The sequence below is a fragment of the Vibrio sp. 10N.222.52.B7 genome (assembly GCF_041474275.1).
Classification (GTDB): domain Bacteria; phylum Pseudomonadota; class Gammaproteobacteria; order Enterobacterales; family Vibrionaceae; genus Vibrio; species Vibrio crassostreae_C.
Window position 1 is genome coordinate 1 of the sequence record NZ_JBFRTU010000333.1, and the last position, 498, is coordinate 498.

The following is a 498-nucleotide window of genomic DNA, read 5'->3' on the forward strand; positions in this document are numbered from 1 at the left end:
GTCCCAAGGGAATTTCACACCTTTGGTTGGCCCTGTGAAGTAGTATTCCACGTGGCACTGAGCACAAACAGAAGCTTGTTGGTCTAAACGGCTTTGTTCATCAAACTTTTTACCAATCGTTTCAAATGCACGTTCAACGTAAGGACGAGTCACCTTAAGTGCTGGTTCACCATTTTTAAAGCCTTCGCTTTTGGTATCGTGACAGTCTGAACAGCCGATAGGGTTAATGATCTCGTTGCCAAGACGCGCCCACTTACCTTCGAAGTAACCATCTTCGCCACGTTCTTCAATAACACGTGCTACGTCTGGGCTCTTACAGCTCCAACATGCCATTGGCATTGGGCCTGAGCTTTCGTCCGTTGGGCCGCCAGTACGAAGCGTTTGTCGTACATCGTCAATCGCATAAAAGTGACCACGTGCCTTGTTGTAATCTTTTGCGAAGCCGTATCCAGCCCACATGATGACCATGTTGGGATCTTCTTTTAGTGCATCTTCTAT

1 protein-coding gene is annotated in these 498 nt (G+C 47.4%); it reads right to left on the reverse strand.

The features are described from left to right. Nucleotides 1-498: ammonia-forming cytochrome c nitrite reductase subunit c552 (locus tag AB4512_RS23085; RefSeq protein WP_372175852.1), on the reverse strand; the 498-nt coding region annotated here is incomplete at both ends.